At 60.7% G+C, this 16,651-nt stretch carries 12 protein-coding genes; 5 read left to right on the forward strand and 7 right to left on the reverse strand.

Features of this window, described 5'->3' with window-relative positions; genetic code table 11:
* The first annotated feature begins 139 nt into the window (after positions 1-139).
* Positions 140-2,941: a PilT/PilU family type 4a pilus ATPase gene (locus tag PLU72_10390; GenBank protein ID HOT28589.1), complete on the forward strand. Its 2,802-nt coding sequence runs from the start codon at positions 140-142 to the stop codon at positions 2,939-2,941.
* A gap of 142 nt (positions 2,942-3,083) precedes the next feature.
* On the opposite strand, the gene PLU72_10395 is transcribed toward PLU72_10390, so the two are convergent.
* A complete protein-coding gene (locus tag PLU72_10395; protein HOT28590.1) occupies positions 3,084-6,113 on the reverse strand; it encodes a HEAT repeat domain-containing protein in 3,030 nt (1,009 codons plus the stop codon).
* 114 nt (positions 6,114-6,227) lie between these two features.
* Here PLU72_10395 and PLU72_10400 point away from each other — a divergent pair, with 114 nt between their 5' ends.
* The gene (locus PLU72_10400) at positions 6,228-6,629 is read left to right on the forward strand and encodes a zinc ribbon domain-containing protein (GenBank protein ID HOT28591.1); all 402 of its coding nucleotides are present in this window, start codon (positions 6,228-6,230) and stop codon (positions 6,627-6,629) included.
* A gap of 9 nt (positions 6,630-6,638) precedes the next feature.
* Here PLU72_10400 and PLU72_10405 read toward each other — a convergent pair whose 3' ends face one another.
* Positions 6,639-7,157 (reverse strand): tRNA (cytidine(34)-2'-O)-methyltransferase, encoded by a 519-nt coding sequence (locus PLU72_10405; protein HOT28592.1) that lies wholly within the window; start codon positions 7,155-7,157, stop codon positions 6,639-6,641.
* Positions 7,158-7,229: 72 nt separating this feature from the next.
* Here PLU72_10405 and PLU72_10410 point away from each other — a divergent pair, with 72 nt between their 5' ends.
* On the forward strand, positions 7,230-7,625 hold the full coding sequence (locus PLU72_10410) for a hypothetical protein (GenBank protein ID HOT28593.1): 396 nt from the start codon (positions 7,230-7,232) through the stop codon (positions 7,623-7,625).
* A 77-nt stretch (positions 7,626-7,702) separates the two neighbouring features.
* Here the strand turns inward: PLU72_10410 and PLU72_10415 are convergent, their stop codons facing one another.
* The 4 genes from PLU72_10415 to PLU72_10430 are packed head-to-tail and all read right to left on the reverse strand — an operon-like array spanning position 7,703 to position 12,100.
* The gene (locus tag PLU72_10415; GenBank protein HOT28594.1) at positions 7,703-8,740 is read right to left on the reverse strand and encodes a GNAT family N-acetyltransferase; all 1,038 of its coding nucleotides are present in this window, start codon (positions 8,738-8,740) and stop codon (positions 7,703-7,705) included.
* A gap of 17 nt (positions 8,741-8,757) precedes the next feature.
* A complete protein-coding gene (locus tag PLU72_10420; GenBank protein HOT28595.1) occupies positions 8,758-9,840 on the reverse strand; it encodes a nucleotidyltransferase family protein in 1,083 nt (360 codons plus the stop codon).
* A gap of 5 nt (positions 9,841-9,845) precedes the next feature.
* Entirely contained in the window at positions 9,846-10,379 is a 534-nt protein-coding gene (locus PLU72_10425; GenBank protein HOT28596.1) for a DJ-1/PfpI family protein, read from the reverse strand.
* Between the two features lie 41 nt (positions 10,380-10,420).
* The gene (locus PLU72_10430; protein ID HOT28597.1) at positions 10,421-12,100 is read right to left on the reverse strand and encodes a hypothetical protein; all 1,680 of its coding nucleotides are present in this window, start codon (positions 12,098-12,100) and stop codon (positions 10,421-10,423) included.
* Between the two features lie 148 nt (positions 12,101-12,248).
* On the opposite strand from PLU72_10430, the gene PLU72_10435 reads away from it, so the two are divergent.
* Both PLU72_10435 and PLU72_10440 read left to right on the forward strand, forming a co-directional pair.
* Complete coding sequence (locus tag PLU72_10435) at positions 12,249-12,491, forward strand: zinc ribbon domain-containing protein (GenBank protein HOT28598.1); 243 nt, start codon at positions 12,249-12,251, stop codon at positions 12,489-12,491.
* Positions 12,492-12,562: 71 nt separating this feature from the next.
* A complete protein-coding gene (locus tag PLU72_10440; GenBank protein HOT28599.1) occupies positions 12,563-13,909 on the forward strand; it encodes a cyclic 2,3-diphosphoglycerate synthase in 1,347 nt (448 codons plus the stop codon).
* 184 nt (positions 13,910-14,093) lie between these two features.
* Here PLU72_10440 and PLU72_10445 read toward each other — a convergent pair whose 3' ends face one another.
* Positions 14,094-16,583, reverse strand: a complete 2,490-nt coding sequence (locus tag PLU72_10445; protein ID HOT28600.1) for a tetratricopeptide repeat protein — start codon at positions 16,581-16,583, stop codon at positions 14,094-14,096.
* Positions 16,584-16,651: the final 68 nt, after the last annotated feature.

Genomic DNA, 16,651 nt, shown 5'->3' on the forward strand with positions numbered 1-16,651 from the left:
ATCGATCCGGTGTCAAGCGCAAACTCGCTCTAGAACGCATAGTGAGAATTGCTGTCTCGCGTGACGATACTTGTGGTGTTCTCGTATCATGGCTGGTATAATCCCTCTAACGTCACCCTGAGGACATGGACTTTGGACGATGATTGAAGAAATCCTGATAAGCCTGCAGGACAAGCTTCGCAGCACCGATTACCTGGACAACGAGACGGCGATCGACAAGTTCGGCTCGCTGCTCCAGTCGCAGAATACCGAGAAGCAGCGCAAGATCATCTCGACGATCTTGCCGCTCGCCCTGTCGTCGAAGTTCGAGACGATCCAGAAAAAGACCGTCCAGGTCGTGTGCAACTACCCGACCGTCCTCAAAGACGTTCTCCCCGCCCTGCGCCTCTCGTCAGACACGACCGTCCGCTTCTGGACGTATTTCATGCTCGTCGAACTCTCCCTCATCGCGCAGGAGGAGCTCGTCGAGGTCGTCAACAGCCGCGAGAACGACGAGATCAGGCGCCTGGCGCTCGAAGCCCTCGGAAAAAAGCCCAGCAAGGAGATGGTCCTGTTGATGCTCGACAAGATCAGCGATCCGAGCTGGATCATCCGCAAACAGGCGAAGAACCTGCTGATCGGCCTGGGAGACGGTATCTACCAGATCATCCAGGAATTCTTCATGACCTGCCCGAGTCGGCAGAAATACGACTGCATCAAGCTCATCCCGCTGATCCTCAAGGACAAGACGTTCACGCTGTTCCAGCGCATGCTCGAAGCCGACCGAAGCGCCGTTGTGAAACCGTACATCTGCGCCGGTCTCGGCGAAATCCGCAGCGAGGCCTCCCTGCAGACGCTTCTGCGCCTGCTCGAAGACCCGTCGATGCTCGTCCGGGAAGAGGCGATCAAGGCGTTGACGAACTGGGGGCGAGAGATCGTCATGCCGCTGCTCGGCATCTTCCCGTCGGCAAGCCAGGAGACGCGTATTTCGATCATGGTCCTCATGGGCCGCGTGCTCGGTCTCGACGCGATGAAGGAACTGCAGGCTTTCTTCGGCCCCCTGACGCAGGAGTCGAAATACTTCCTGCTCACGGCGATGGCCGAAGTTCGCGATCCGCTCATCGTGCAGGACCTCCTGCCGTTCCTCAAGGACGACTCGGTTTTCATCCAGGACTACGCGATGAAGATTCTCGCCCGGCTCGGCGTGCATGTGCTCGATCCTCTGCTCGCCTGCCTCGACAGCGAAGACGAGCAGTTGCTGCTGCCCGTCCTGCGGGTCATCGGCGAGATCGGCTCGAAGGACGCCCTGCGGCCGCTTCTGTTCATGATCGACAACAACCGCAACACGCTCATCCGCACCTGCGGCGTCGAGTCGATTTCCAAGCTCCAGAAGTTCGAACTCGTCGCGGGGCTGTTGCTGCTCAAGCTCGACGACAAGGATCTCTCGATCCGTCACACCATCGTCGAGAACCTGTCGAAACACCCGAGGAACGCCTTCATCAAGGATCTCCTCCTTGCGACCATGGATCGGAACGCCGACGTCGCCTGGTGGTCGAAGGAAATTCTCAAGCGGCGAGACTACCCGGGCATTCCCTCGTTCCTCTCCCTCTACGAAACCAGCACCGATTTCGAGAAGGACAAGATCATCTCGCTGAGCTCGAAGTTGTCCGGCGACCAGATCGACGCGGTCCTCAAGAAAGAGAAGATCACGATCGAGAGTCTGCAGCCCGAAAACGTCGAAACGAGAGTGTTGTCGAGAAAATATAATAAGGAAAATATTACGGACGTCAAGGAGCTCCTCTACTACCTGCACGAAGAGGGCGGCTCGGATCTCCACATCAACATCGGCCTGCCGCCGAGCATCCGCATCCACGGCGAGCTCGTGCGGACGACGTTCGAGACGATCACGCCCGAAAAGAGCAGATACCTGCTGTTCTCGCTGCTGACCGAGCCCCAGAAGGCCGTGTTCAACGAGCGCATGGAGCTGGACTTCTCCTTCGAGATCCACGACTGCGCGCGTTTCCGCGCCAACATGTTCGTCCAGAAGAACGGCATGGCGGCCGTGTTCCGCATCATTCCCAACGTGGTACCGACGTTCGAGGAGTTGTCGATCGACCGTGACATCATGCTCAAAATCTGCAACCACCGGTCGGGCCTGATTCTCGTCACGGGCGCCACGGGCTCGGGAAAATCGACGACGCTGGCGGCCATGATCGACCAGATCAACCGCTCCCGGTACGACCACATCATCACGATCGAAGACCCGATCGAATTCGTCCATCCGCACAAGCGGTGCGCCGTCACCCAGCGCGAACTCGGCACCAACACCCTGAACTTCACCAACGCGCTCAGAAGCGCGCTGCGCGAAGACCCCGACGTCATTCTCGTCGGCGAAATGCGCGACACCGAAACGATGCATCTGGCGATCTCGGCCGCCGAAACCGGCCACCTGGTCTTCTCGACCCTGCATACCATCAATGCCTACGAGTCGATCCACCGCGTCATCGGTTCGTTTCCCGGCGACCAGCAGCAGACGATTCGCATGCAGATGGCGGGAACCCTTCGCGCCATCGTTTCCCAGCGGCTCATTCCCGCCTACCTCTCGTCGGGCCGCGTGCTCGCCTACGAGGTGCTGGTCGGCAACATGCCGGTTCGCCGGTGCATCAAGGAGGACAAGATCGACCAGATCCTCTCGATCATGCAGACCGGCCGGAACGAAGGCATGGTAACCATGGACCAGTGCCTCGAGGATCTCGTCGTTCGCCGCCGGATCACCTACGAGGACGGGATCAAAAACGCCGAAGACAAGAAGACGTTCGAGGCGCACCTCAAGGAGCGCGGATTCAACGTCGGCGGCAGTCCTCATACCGCCCCGGCAGCCGCGGAAAAGCCTGCGGCTTCGACCAAACCGGCCGCGGCCCCCACCCACAAGCCGCCGTTCGCCCCGAAACCCGCCTCCTGAGAGCCTCCTGAATTTCCGTGAGGTCGCGCCCGAGCGGAGAGAGTTCCGAAAAGGGGCGATGCCCGGCGGTTGGAGGAGCAAAACTCCGCATGCACCCCATTCGCGAGGCGCCGAAGGCTGGGGGCGACAGAGCGGGAGAGGGTTACCAGCCGACGCGGAAGGTTTTCACCGGCTTTTCGATACCTTTGAGCTTGTGCTCGCCGTGCGGGATCAGCTCGAAAATCGTGGCGTCGACTTTTGACGAAGTCGCTTCTGAAATCACGATTTCACCGGCATCCGCAACACCCTCCAGGCGAGAGGCGATGTTGACGGCGTCGCCGAACACGTCATTCTCGCGGCAGATGACCGAGCCGGTATTGATGGCGATCCGAAGCGCGAGTCGATGGTCCTCGGAGGTGGACGAGTTGTATTCCTGCAGGCGTCTCTGGATGGCGATCGCCGCCAGGAGTGCCTTGGCCGGCTGTTCGAACACGATCAGGAATGCGTCGCCGATCTTCTTTACGACTTTGCCGCTATGTTTCTCGAAGATCGGCAGCATGATTTCGTCGTGTTGCTTGAGCATCGTCATGACTTCGGACAGGGAGGCCTTCGCGCTGAACGCGGTATAGCCCTTGACGTCGGTGAACATGATGGTGAGCTCGAGCGTGTGGGCTTCCTGGATGATCCGGTCGTATTTCTCCAGTTCGGCCATGGCCTGCTTGCGTCGCTCGAGCACGCTGTCGAGATGGTCGTCCGACAGGACCACCTTCTGTTCGCCCTTTTTCCTTAGGAGGCTCTGCTCCACCTTGCCGCCGACGCTCTCGATCAGGTCGACGATGGCCTTCCGGTCTATATCGTTCTCTATTGTTTCGATGAATTCGGAGAGCGGGTTGACGATGACCATGCCGAGAGACAGGAGAAAATCGGTGACGGCGCCCTTCAGCCGGAAATCCTCGGAGAAGAAGTAGCGTGCGAGGATTTTCACGGCCCGCTCGAGGATCTCCGGCGTGTCGCGCGTATTCAGGTTGTCCATGAGGGCGAATGCGACGCGCTTGTCCTCGATCTGCTCGAGGGCAACGATGCAGCAGAGGCGAAACGCCATCGTCGGCGAGGAGAGCCCCTGCAGGATGCCTTCGGGCCGGGCCTTGAAGATAAGGCCGAGAACCTTTCCCACCCGCTCGATGTGCTCGATCTGGATGAGTTCCGAGCGCATTTTCAACAGTTCGGCGAGCATCGGCCCGAATCCCTGATGATCGGCGCTCACGAAAACGAGCATCAGGTCGAGCATCAGGTCGGCGTTGCAGATCTTCAGATACTCCTTGACCGCGAAGATCACGAAGGGCAGTGGATACCCGGCCAGCACTTCGGCGACGGCCAGAATGTTCCGACGCGTTTTTTCGAGCTCGAGCTGTCTGATGATGCCTTTCAACTCGACTTCCGTCAGGTTGCCCCAGTGCTTCAGAGCATCGAGCACGTAGAATCGGCATGTTTCATTCGAGTGATTGAGTCCCAGCAGCACGGATCTCTTCAGATGCGGCTTTCGGACCTTGCTCAGGAGGACGGCCAGCCATCGGGCGATGCGCTCCTCAGGATGCGTCAGCAGATTGAGGATGTTCTCGACCACTTCCCGCGAGGTGATCTCGCCGATACCGGCAAAGACCGAGTTGACACGGTTGTCGTCGCTCTGCTGCAAAAACTTGGTCACCGCCGGGACCGCTTCGGCGCTGTTCATGGCCAGGAGCGCGGCGATGATGTGGGGAATGATCGAACCGTCGGTTCCCTCTTCGAGAATGTTCGTCAGGACGGTCACGGCGGCGGGCCCCATCAGGAGGAGAATCCGCTTCGACCAATACTGGATATCCTCGCTTGGGGCGTTCAACATTCGCACGACAGCCGGAACCGCGACTTCTCCGTACGAGCGCAGGCAGTTTGCGGTGGCGTTTCTGACCGGCCAGTTGGGGTCACCGAGGAGGGAGATGAGCACGTCGATCAGCTTGGGGTTCGGTGTGATGCGCTGCAGGACGCCGAGCAGGAACAGGCGTTCCTGTTTGTTGCCGTTCTCGAGGATGCGAATGATGGGATTCAGCGCGAGGCCGCCGATGCTTCCGATGGTCTTGATGACAAGGAAGCGGAGGTTCTCGTCGTCGGTCGAGAGATGCTCGAGCAGGAGGTCCAGGTTCAGGTTCTGCTTGCGGGCGAGACATTCGGACGCGTAATCCGAGACGATCCGGTGCGGATCGCTCAGACACCGCAGGAGCAGTTGCGCGGGCTCGTCGCCGGGAAGTCGGCTGAGGCTCTCGACGGCGAGAATCCGGTATTCCTGCTCGTTGCTGCTGAGAAGCCTGCGGATCAACGGGAGCGAGCGCTCGCCGAGGAGGTCCACGATGATGTTCACGATCTGGTGCTTCATCAGCGAGTCGCCGCGCCCGAACCAGGCGGAGAGGCGGTCGAAAATGCGCGGGCCGATCGCCGTCAGCAGTTCCGCGGCGCGTTTCCGGATGACCCAGGACGGATCGGAAAGACCGGTGATGAGGAAGTCTGCCGCCGCCGGCGATGAAGCGTCTTCGCCGAGGGCGGAGATGATCGAATAGCGCATCGAAAACGAGCCGGACTGGTAATACGTAGTCAGCTCGGGGATGACGGCTTCTTTTCCCAGTTTGACGAAGAGCGCGACGACCGGGTGGTTGGGGTCTTCGCGCGTCGTTGCGAGGAGGGTGCGGAGGTCGTCAAGGATGAGTTCCCCGAATCCCAGGAGGCGTTCGAAGGCGAGCTTGCGGACGGCCCAGTTCTGATCGTTCAGAAGGGGATACAGCAACTGGGCGTTTGAAAGCGAGGTGCAGATGGAGAGAGCCCTGATCGCGTAGCCGCGAACCTCGGCGTCTTCGCTCGACAGAAAGCCCCGCAGGGTATCTCGGCCCTGCTGGTTGTCGAAATGGCCGATGACGTGAAGGATCCAGTAGAATTCGTCGGGGTTCTGGAGGTTCAGACGGGGAACCAGCATCGCGACGATGTCCGGGCCCCATTCGATCAGGGCTTTCGCCGCGGCTTCGCGTTTCCGCCATGCCTTGTCGGACAGCAGATGAAAAATCGCTTCGACCGCGGCGGGGGTGTGCTCGACGACCAGGGCTTCGAGCCCCTGCCGCCAGAGCGTCTCGTCAAAACTGTTGATCAGTTCGTATGGTGATTTTTCCATGGCGCGGTTCTGTCAGGATGTGCGTCTTTCGTTTTTCCCTCTCCCGGTCAGTTGATCTTACAATAATCTCTTCGTATAATCCAGTGAAACAAGCCCGGAAACAGGAGAGTTTCTATGCCGATGTACGAATACCGCTGCGGCGACTGCCGAAAAACATTTTCCCTGCTCTGCAGGATTTCAGAACTCGTCGAGCAGCCTCCGTGCGAGCACTGCTCCTCGACCAGAACCCGCCGGCTGGTCTCGAAATTCCGGACGATCCGTTCCGAAGACCAGATCCTCGAATCCATGGCCGACCCGAGCGCCCTCTCGGGCATCGACGAGAACGACCCTCGCTCCATCGCGCGTTGGGCGAAAAAAATGGCCAGGGAGATGGGCGAGGACATGGGCGACGAGATCGAGGCGATGGCCGAAGAGGAGCTCGCGAAAGCCGGAAAGGGAGAAGCCGGCGATGCTGCCGGCGCCGACGATGCGGGGATGCCCGCACCCCCGCCCCTGCCTTCCTCCGACGGGGAGTGACGCCGCCGCTTATTCCGGAATCGCCTGCCAGCCGTTGATCTGGCGCAGGGCCTCGTATACGACCGCCGCAGCCGCCGACGACACGTTGATGCATCGGGCGCCCTCGATCATGGGGAGCGTCACGAGCCTGCCGGCGTCTCTCGCCCGGTCGTAGACTTGCCTGGGAAGACCTTCCGCCTCTGAACCGAAAACGAGGACGTCGCCGGGTTGCCAGGCGACTTCGGCCCAGAGCCTGCTTCCGTGCGCGGAAAGGAACCAGACGCGCTTGTCGGCGGCCCATCGCTCGAACGCCTCGAGATCATCAAGAACGAGCGGGGAGAGTTGTTTCCAGTAATCCATGCCGGCCCGCAACAGGTGCGTGTCGGTGAGCCGGAATCCCAATGGCCTTACCAGAACCAGCTCGGAGCCGGTGGCCATGCACAGGCGTGCGATATTGCCGGTATTCTGAGGTATGTCCGGCATCACGAGGGCGACGCGCAACGGCGCGCCCTCGCGATTCAGATTGTTTCCCCTTGCGGCGTGTGTCATCTTGCAGTACCGGTCCGACTCGCAGTATAATCGGAAGACCACCGGTATTTCAAACATCATGAGGAGGCGCGCATGAAGCGTCTGATCAATGTTGTCCTCGCAGTTGCTCTTCTGGTCGGCCTGTATGGGTATTACAACCCTGGTTTCGCCGAGGACGAGGCCTCGAACGGACAGGAGCAGAGCGTAAATGAAGGCTCAGGCGAGCCGTCCGGCGAATCTCCTTCTTCCGAAGAACAGCCGCCCGATGAGAACAAGGTGTATGCGTGTCCGAAGTGCGGCTTTACCTCCGACGGCCCGGGCGACTGTCCTGCCTGCAACATTTCCCTGACGGAAGGATCGTCCGGGAGCGGCGAGTCGGGAAGTGACGAAGCGAGCGAAACCGGCGGCGATACCACCGCTCCGACCGGCGACGAGTCGGGTGCGAACGATTCCGAAGTCACCACGCCGCCCTCGGAAACCGAGGAGTAATCCGAGGTTTCATTCCTGGTTCAGGCACGAACGACCGGCCTTCCTTCGGGAGGGCCGGTCGGTTTATAAACATTGCATTATATATCGTCGAGATACTCGAGAAACCTGGACGGACGTGCGCCGGTCTCCTCCCGCCGGAGATTCAGGAACAGGTCGTGGAGGGCCGGCTGGTGAACCCGTTTTCCGGTTCGGAAGAGGGTCAGGGTGGGGGAAAATCCTTTTTTGAAGCGCAGCAGGGTGTCGCCGGCATCCGTCGTCGCCCCGCCACCGAGGTGGACGGCCCCGGCCCCCGTTTCAAGGCCGAGCCTGACTGCTTCCGCCATCAACCGGTCGTTGGGAGCCGCACCGAGGAAGGCTTCGTCGCTTCCGCCAAGGTGAAAATGCAGAAACCCGGCGGACCTCAGGAACACGGCCGCCCCGACCAGACGACCGGAGATGCGCGCCTCCAAAAGGAAACCGGACGACCGCACCAGCCGTTCGAGACGCGCCCTGTGTTCTTCCGAAAAACGATAGAACCTGGCGGCGGCGAGCCTGCTCATCGTGGCTTCGTACAGCCGCCAGAAACCGTCGAAATCCTCTCCGCGTCTGACGACAATGCCGGCCTTGTCCGCTTTGCGGATGTTTCTCCGCTTTGCCGGGGAAAATCGCTGGAAGAGCTGTTCGTATGGGGCATCCAGAGGGACGGTCACCGTGGGCCTGTTTTCTTCGATCAGCACGTCTCGCCGAAACCAGCGATGGGTGTCGAGGAGCGGATGGAATCTCAGGAATTCGGCGACGATGCCGCTCGTTCGGGCCCAGTCGCAGAAAGCGTCGTCGGCCATGGCCAGGTCGGCAGGGTCCGGGGCTTCCGTCAGGGGGCCGCCGTATCCATAGGCGGATTCGCAGGCGAAGAGCGGGGACGGGGAAAAGCGTTCCGGAATTTTTCGCAGAAGGAACGGGTAGAGCACGCGGGTTCCGCGGGCTCCTTCGAAGAGAAAGGCCCTTGGCGCGGCCCCGATGTCCCTGGCGAACAGGTCATGCCAGCCGTAGGTGAAATAGATGTCGCGATACTGCGGCGAAAAGCCGGCAAGATGCGCGTTCCATTCTTCGGAAGATGCCGTGACTGAGGCGTTCATTCGCGAGGGTCGGGACTTCAGGCGCCGGGGGAAGGGGAGAACCGGGCGGCGTATTCCGTCTGTGCCCGCTGGTATTCAGACGGACTGCCGATATCGAGCCAGAATTCGGACAACGGGAAACAGCCGACCCCGGCCGGATCCTGGAGCGCATGCCTGATGACGTCGGGCATGTCGATCGGCCCTTCGCCGGAGATCGTTCGGATGACATCCGGTTCGAGAACGTAGATGCCGGCGTTGATCACGAGCTTCTGGGAGGGTTTTTCCTCGATGCCGGCCAGGGCGGCGCCGTTCATGGAGAGGACCCCGTAGGGAATCTGGAAATTGAATTCCCGCGTGCAGACCGTCAGGCGGCGGCCTGATGCCGCATGATACTCGAGAAGGTTTCCCAGGTTCACCGAGGTCAGGAGATCGCCGTTCATCAGGAGGACGGGATGGCCGGGAATTTCGGGAAGGAGCCTCAGTCCGCCGGCGGTTCCGAGGGATTCGCGCTCTTCGATGATGCGCAGATCGAGCCCTTCCGCCGCGAGGGAGCGGAGATACGAGATGATCATCCCGGCCCTGTAATGTACAGTGACAAATATTGTATTTATGCCCGACCGCTGTATCTGCCGGATGATCGTGCCGAGAAGGGGTTGGTCGCCGACGGGGAGAAGCGGTTTGGGAGTGGTGTCCGTCAGCACTCCGAGACGTTTCCCGCGGCCCCCCGCCATCACGACCGCCCAGTTCGGCCGCGGCCGTTTCGCGATCAGATCCTGCAGCCGTTTCAGGCCCATGACGCGGTTGTGCGCGTCGACGAGCGGAAGATGCTTGATCGAGCGCTGCGACATGAGGTAGAGAAGCTCGTCGTCCGGCGTCGAGGCTGCAGCCGTGACGGGTTTCGGATTCATCAGGAGACTGACGGGCGCGTCAAGCGGGGTGCCTCGCAGCAGGCCGCGCCGGATGTCGCCGTCGGTAACCGTGCCGAGCAGGCGGCGGCCGTCGTCGACGATCAGTGCGATCTCGAGGGCGGAATCGTCGATCGCCCGCAGAGTGTCGAGAAGCGAGCTTCCGGCATCCAACAGGACCCGCTCGAGCAGAGGCGGGAGACGGGGGATATCCATGGGGATCAACGTGGGGGTGCTTTGAGGAGGCGAAGGATCTCGTCGGCGAATTCGGCGGCGGCTTCGGGGCCGCTGGCGGTGATGATATTTCCGTCGACGACGCAGGCCCGGGGTTCGTATGCCGCTTCCGCCTTTTCAAGTTCGGCGATCGAGGCCCGATCCTTGAAGACGGTGGCCTTTCTGCCCTTCAGGACGCCCGCCCTGGCGAGCACCGCGGGAGAAATGCAGATGGCAGCCACGGGTTTGCCGGCGGTCGCCATTGCCCGAACGAGTGCGTGCAGGTCGGCGTGGCCCCAGAGGTAGGCGTGCGACCCCGCGCCTCCGACGACGACCAGGGCGGCGAGGTCGGCCGCTTTCAGGTCGGAGATCGGGCATGTGGCGATGGCAAACCCGCCGAGCATGCCGGAGGCGGTCCCGATGCGGGTGCTCGCGATGACAGTCTGATACCCGGCTTTTTCGAAAGCCGCTTTCGGAACGAACAACTCTTCGTCACGGAACTTTTCCGGGGCTATGACACAGGCGATCGTTGGTTTCGACATCGGAACCTCCTCGGCGTGTTCGGGGTCGGCAGATCGTACCGTCAGGCAGTCTTTTCTTTCAGGTAGGCGAGATACGAATCGAGGATCTTCAGCTTCATCAGATACTCCCACAGATCGTGCTCGCCCGGATCGTTCGCTACGAGTATGCGGGTTTCCGGGGCGTATTTCAGGAATGGAGACAGGCTCATCGCGCACGATGAGTTCCCGCTGATGAGCGTCGGATCGTGGAGGGGGAGGTCGAAGTTGACGAGAAGCCGCGGATCGACGGCCACGGGAGGGTTTTTCATGAAGTCGAGCACCCGGATGCCGGCCGCATCGCTGCATTTCACGACCATTCGGTTGGGAAGCATGATTTCCAAGGACTTCAGCAGCTCGACGGCGCCCTGGACCAGCGATGTAAACAGGGCGGACGGATCGGCTGATCCCGAATTCATGGCCGGGATCGTCTTCTGGAAAAAGACAAGCCGTTCGTAGAGCGGAAAGACCGGGGGAGTTTTCGAGCGGACGACGATCATGATGGGATACAGATCCGTTTCGTCCGGAATCGTATCGAAGGCAGGCGCGAGCCCCGTGATGAGGGCCGGCAGATCCGCGTTCCTCGTTCCCTGCTGGAGGGCCTTGAATGCGATTCGGTCGCAGGCCTGGCTTCGACGACCCTGCCCGAAATAGGTCGTCAGAAGCGGGCCGGCGATCAAGGTTCGGATTCTCGAGTGGAGGTCGCGGATTCGCAGGATGGTTTGAGAGATGTCGGCATTGGAGGGGAGATCCAGGAACGGCGCCTGGAGAAAGAAGGGAAACCGGATGAGCAGGTCCTTCAAGCCTCTGATGGCGTCGGCGCACGTGCCGGAGACCTGGCTCGAGGCGCCGGCCGGAGAAGCGCATGGTTTGTCTCTGGCTGTGAACTTCTCGACCAGTTGCGCTGCCTCGAAATGGCCTTTCTGGGCGAGAAGGACCAGGGATCGTTTGCACAGGGCCGCCGTTTCGGCATCACGGTGATCGACGTGCCTCGCCAGAAGGGAGATCAGATCAGGATTCAAAAAACTCGGGAGGAGTTTCCCGCCGAGCCTGCTAATCGCCGGATCAGCATCGCCGAGCATGGACTCAAGCGCCTCGAGCAGGTTCTGCCGGCTGATGCGGCTGATCAGCTGATACGCGCGCATTTTGAGCGCCGGCGACGGATCGAGGAGAGTCTTGAGGACTTCGGGATACAGGCGGCGGGTGATGACCTGAAGGATTCCTTCGATCGCGTCTTCGCGAATTTTCTCGCTTTCTTCGCTTACCAGGTCGAGGAGGATGGGAATACCCTCGGGGAGAGGATTTGTCCGCAGAATCTGGGCGATGAGCTGGCGCGCTTCCGGAGATACGTCGCCAGCGCAGTGGCGGACGACCATTTTCGCGAGATCCGCGTCGTTGCGGGTTGCTGCCGCTCTGAGTCCCATCAGGCGTGCCTGTGGATCGGGATTCTGCAGCAGGGGGGTGAGGCGCTCCGTCGGGACCTGGCCGGCGCATTCCCGGAAGGATTTGAGCTTCTCGAGGACCTTGAGCGCGAGGGCCTGCAGGGAGGCATCCTGTTCCCGGCCGAGGTATTCCTCGAGGATGGGACCGGCTTCGACCTTCGCCTCGTTGTGGATGAGTGCGAGCGCCCGCTTCCAAATAGCCTGGTTCGGTTGTGCAAGGGCCTGGCGGATTTGGTCGAGGGTGACGGAGGGTTGGTCTGTCATATCGTGGTCAGTGTATACAAGGGAACATATCAGTGTCAAAAGGAAAACTGGACCGGTCATACTGTTTGACTCACATTGACCCATGTGCTAGGATTTGCCACGACCGGGGTACGCGAATCCCGGCACTGCAAGTTGAAGAGGGCTTTCTATGCCGATCTACGAATTTTACTGTTCCGACTGCAACAAGGCCTTTGACGTTCTTTGCTCGATGAAAACGGATTTGAGCACCATCGCCTGCGACACTTGTCACGGGAAAAACGTCAGTAAAAAGGTCTCGAGCTTCGCCACGTCCGGCGGCACGAAAACGCTGGATCTCGGAAGCGGCGGCGGTGGCGGCGGTCACAGCTGCGGAAGCTGTTCGTCGCACTCTTGCGGAAGCTGCGGGCATTGAGCGGCAGGGCCTTCAACACGGGAACCAACCCGGCAAGACCGGGAATCAAAAGCACAGGAAAGGGAGCAGCAATGGCACCGATCAAAACCATCATCATGGGCGCGGCCGGCCGGGATTTCCACAATTTCAACGTCGTGTACCGCGACAATCCTGCCTACCAGGTTGTGGCGTTCACCGCGACCCAGATTCCGAACATCGAAGGGCGCGTGTACCCGGCGAAGCTCGCCGGCAAACTGTATCCGAAGGGCATTCCGATCCGCCCCGAGAAAGACCTCATCGACCTGATCCGCAAGGAAAAGATCGCCGAAGTCGTGTTCTCCTACAGCGATGTCAGCCATGAATACATCATGCACCACGCCAGCCAGGTGACCGCCGCCGGCGCCAGCTTCAAGCTGCTCGGCTACGACCAGACCGCGATCAAGCTCGATGTGCCGGTCGTTTCCGTCTGCGCCGTCCGCACCGGCTCCGGCAAGTCTCAGACGACCCGCCGTGTCGTCACCGCTCTCAAAAAGATGGGCCTCAGGGTCGTCTCGATCCGTCATCCGATGCCGTACGGCAATCTCGAGAAGCAAATCTGCCAGCGCTTTGCCGACTATAAAGACCTCGACAAGCACGACTGCACCATCGAGGAGCGCGAGGAATACGAGCCGCATATCGACATGGGCGCCGTCATCTATTCCGGCGTCGACTACGGCAAAATCGGCGCCGAAGCCGAAAAAGAAGCCGACGTCATCGTCTGGGACGGCGGAAACAATGATTTCCCCTTCTTCAAGGCTGATCTCAAGGTCGTTGTCGCCGACCCGCACCGCCCCGGCCACGAGCGCGGCTATTATCCCGGCGAAGCCAACTGCTACATCGCCGACGTCGTCGTCCTCAATAAGATCGACTCGTGCTACCCCGACGATCTCCACGTCGTCCGCGAGAACATCATGATGATGAATCCTGAGGCGGTCCTCGTTCACGGCGCCAGCCCGATCTACGTCGACCACGGCGAGAGAATCCGCGGCAAGCGCGTCGTTGTTATCGAAGACGGCCCGACCCTGACCCACGGCGAGATGCAGTTCGGCGCCGGTTACGTCGCCGCCCAGCGCTACGGCGCCGGTGAAATCGTCGATCCGCGCGACAAGTTCGTCGGCGAGATGGCCAAGGCCCTTCGGAAGTATCCCGACATCGGGGCGATCATCCCGGCTCTCGGCTACAGCGGCAAGGAAGTCGCTGACCTCGAGAAGACCGTAAACTCGGTCGACTGCGACCTGGTCATCTCTGCCACCCCGATCGACCTGACCCGCGTCATCAAGATCAAGAAGCCGCATCTGCGCGTCCGCTACGAGCTCCAGGAAATCGGCGAGCCCAACATGGACCACCTGATCCGCGAGTTCGCGATCAAGCACAAGCTTCTCAAAAGCTCCAAGAAGTAATAAATAGATAAATATATATCACCGGGAATTCCCGTTCGGGAGTTCCCGGTGATTTTTTCAGGCGGACTGCCCCGGCCGGAACATGCCGCGTTCTTCACGCCCCTTCGCCGGACGAACGAAACGTCGCCCGCAGGATGAAAAGCGGGATGGGATCGGGGGCGCGCCGTGAGGTGCGGTGCGGCTGTCAGCGGATCGGCTTGCCGCAGGAGCCGCAATAATACTCCCTGGGGGGATTGGGCTTGCCGCAGTGGGGGCAGGTGATCTGGTCGCCTGAAAGAGTGCCGGCAGCCGGGAGAGGCACTCGGGTTCCGGATGGGGTGTCCGACGCCCGGAGCTCCTCGCTGAGCGGTGCGGAGGCAGACGAGCCAAGGCGTCTCAGGTCGGGATGATCAGGCCATTTTTCCAGGGCCTTTGCGATGACCCGTGCGGCCTCATCCTGCTTGCCTGCCTGCATGAGACACGCGGCGAGGCTCGCATGATACTGAACCTTGTCCGGCGCGAAGCGGACGGCTCGTTCGAACACTTTCAGACCTGCCGCCGAGAAATTCTGACGCCTCTCGTACATGTCGGCAAGGTAGAAGAGGGTTTCCCGATCGTCGGGGGCGAGTTGGAGCTGGCGGGTCAGAATGTCGATGGCGGTTTTGCTTTCGTGTTTCCCGGCCCGATATTGGGCGGCCAGGAATGCCAAGACATCCTTCCTGTTTTCATCGAGTTTGAACAGGCCCATGATGCGCTCGAGGCCTTCGGCGCTCCGATCTCCGAGCTGAAAGGTCGCCTCCCCGAGGATTCGTTGCGCGTTCGGATTCCTGGGATCTTTCGCAACGACGATGGCGGCCTGGGTGGCGGCCTCGGCCGGCCGGCCCTGGCGCAGGTAGGCATCGGCGAGGGAGACGGTCAGTTGTTTCCGGTTGCTCGTGTAGCCAGAATCCGCGAGGCGGGCTTCCAGAAGGGGAATGACGTCGGCGTATTTCCCACGGGCGAGAGCCGCTTCGATCGCGGCATCGATGCGGGCTTCCCTGAGATTCCGGAAAAAGTTCACGATCGGTCTGTAAAGCCAGCACAGCAGGAAAAACAGGCTGAGATAGATTCCCGACTTGTACTTTTCATACCGGATTTTCCAGAGCATGCTCCCGATGTCGGGAGCGTAGGCTGAATTGCGCTTCTGCAGAGCTTCGAGAGGCTCTCTGGCGTTTTGGAATTCGCCTTTCTGAAAGGCGAGCAGGGCGGAGTAGTAATCGACGTGATCGCTTTCCGACGCGATCGACGACAGTTCCGCGAGATACGCGCCCGCGTCATCGAGCTTCTGGAGCGCCATGGCGGCCTTCAGAAGATACGGCAGAAGATCCGGACGCGGGTTCCGGGGATCGTCGGCGAGCTCCTTGAACAGGGCAAAGGCTTCATCGGGCTTGTCGACCTCGTCGAGTTTGCGCACGGCTTCGGCGAAGCGGGTCTTGTAGGCTTCGAGCCTTCGCTTTTCTTCGGAAGCGGCCTTCTGAACACGCTCGATGGCCGCGGAGATGTCCGGGTCGCCCTTGGATATGGCGAGAGCCTGCTGGTAACTCAGGGCAGCCGCCTCGAAAGCGCCTTTCTTTTCGCTTTCTTCCGCGGCCTTCAGCATGGCGGCAAGCTTCTGGTTCTGGTCGATCATGGCCTGTTTCCGGGCGATGGCCTGGGTGCGGGCTTTTTCCGCCGCCTCGTTTCGTCGGTCGATGAAGGCGGAGATCGAGGCGGCGCGGTCTTCGAGCTGCTTGTCGCCTTCGGCGAACTCGATAGCCCGGTAGAGCTGGGCGAGGGCGTTATCCCAGTCGCCCTTCTTCTCGGCGGCATCAGCGGAGCTGGTGAAGTCGAGGATGGTCTGACGCTTCTGTGCCTGGTCGATCAGGCCGGCGATCTCGCCGTTGGCGGGCTCGGCGCTCTGGGCCTTCTTCAGGAGTTCGATCGCCTGTTTGAATTTGCCGGCCTCGAGAGCCGCCCGCCCTTCGCCGATGAGGTCGGTGGCGACCTGGGTCGACTGCTGGGTGAGCGAAGACTTCAGCCTCAGGAGCTCGTCGTTGGTGACATGAATGCGGCCTGCCTGGGTGATGCAGTCGCGCGCCGAGCCGTGGTCGCGGAGAGCGATGAACGCCTTTGCCGCGAGGATGAAGGCTTTCTGGAGGTTCGTGTCGTCACCCGCATCGAGAGCGGCCTGATTGTGCTGCTTGAGATGTTTCACGGTGTCGGCGATGGCCTGCCAGCGCCGGTCGGCGGTCCAGAGTTCATACAGGGACACCCAGACGGGTGAGTTCTGTGGATAGGCGATGCAGGCCTTTTCCAGGAATGCGAGCATCCGTTCGCGATTGCCCGCCTGCTTCTGGTCCTTGGCGAACTGGAGGTAGATCGAGCCGAGCGCCTTGCGGCAGTCGTCCTCGTCGGGGCCGAGTTTCAGGGCTTTCTCGAGGACCTGGGCGGCCCTGTCGAGCTGGTTCAGCTTCCGCAGGGACAACCCGAGATAATACTGGGCCTCGAACCCCGATGCGTCGAGAGAGACCGCCTTTTCGAGGTTCTCCGCCGCCTGCTGATACTGGAAAAGGCCATAATAGTCCTTTCCCTTCTTCAGATATGTCTCGGCCGGGCCTGCAAAAATTGTTGATGATATACAAAGACAGAAAAAGATTCCGACGGGAATGGTTCGCATCGGAATTCTGTGACGGCACATCGCCGGAACAAAGGGAAACATCATGGCATGTACTATCACGCATTGCC

The organism is Candidatus Ozemobacteraceae bacterium, from assembly GCA_035373905.1.
In the GTDB taxonomy this organism is placed as follows: Bacteria; Muiribacteriota; Ozemobacteria; order Ozemobacterales; family Ozemobacteraceae; genus MWAR01.